Annotated in this window: 1 rRNA gene; it reads right to left on the reverse strand. The window is 52.6% G+C overall.

Annotated features, from left to right (window positions below):
- Positions 1-1,010 (reverse strand): 23S ribosomal RNA (locus V6940_RS22695); the annotation flags it as partial.

Genomic DNA, 1,010 nt, shown 5'->3' on the forward strand with positions numbered 1-1,010 from the left:
CAGGGCATTTGTTACTTCAGCACCGTAGTGCCTCGTCATCACACCTCAGCGTTAAAAGAAGTCCGGATTTACCTAAACTTCCCGCCTACATGCTTAAACCGGGACAACCGTCGCCCGGCTAACATAGCCTTCTCCGTCCCCCCTTCGCAGTAACACCAAGTACAGGAATATTAACCTGTTTCCCATCGACTACGCCTTTCGGCCTCGCCTTAGGGGTCGACTCACCCTGCCCCGATTAACGTTGGACAGGAACCCTTGGTCTTCCGGCGTGCGGGTTTTTCACCCGCATTATCGTTACTTATGTCAGCATTCGCACTTCTGATACCTCCAGCATCCCTCACAGGACACCTTCGCAGGCTTACAGAACGCTCCCCTACCCAACAACACATAGTGTCGCTGCCGCAGCTTCGGTGCACAGTTTAGCCCCGTTACATCTTCCGCGCAGGCCGACTCGACCAGTGAGCTATTACGCTTTCTTTAAATGATGGCTGCTTCTAAGCCAACATCCTGGCTGTCTGAGCCTTCCCACATCGTTTCCCACTTAACTGTGACTTTGGGACCTTAGCTGGCGGTCTGGGTTGTTTCCCTCTTCACGACGGACGTTAGCACCCGCCGTGTGTCTCCCGTGATAACATTCTTCGGTATTCGTAGTTTGCATCGGGTTGGTAAGTCGGGATGACCCCCTAGCCGAAACAGTGCTCTACCCCCGAAGATGAATTCACGAGGCGCTACCTAAATAGCTTTCGGGGAGAACCAGCTATCTCCCGGTTTGATTGGCCTTTCACCCCCAGCCACAAGTCATCCGCTAATTTTTCAACATTAGTCGGTTCGGTCCTCCAGTTAGTGTTACCCAACCTTCAACCTGCCCATGGCTAGATCACCGGGTTTCGGGTCTATACCCTGCAACTTAACGCCCAGTTAAGACTCGGTTTCCCTGCGGCTCCCCTATACGGTTAACCTTGCTACAGAATATAAGTCGCTGACCCATTATACAAAAGGTACGCAGTCAC

The sequence above is a fragment of the Kluyvera sp. CHPC 1.251 genome (genome assembly GCF_036759945.1).
GTDB lineage: Bacteria > Pseudomonadota > Gammaproteobacteria > Enterobacterales > Enterobacteriaceae > Kluyvera > Kluyvera sichuanensis.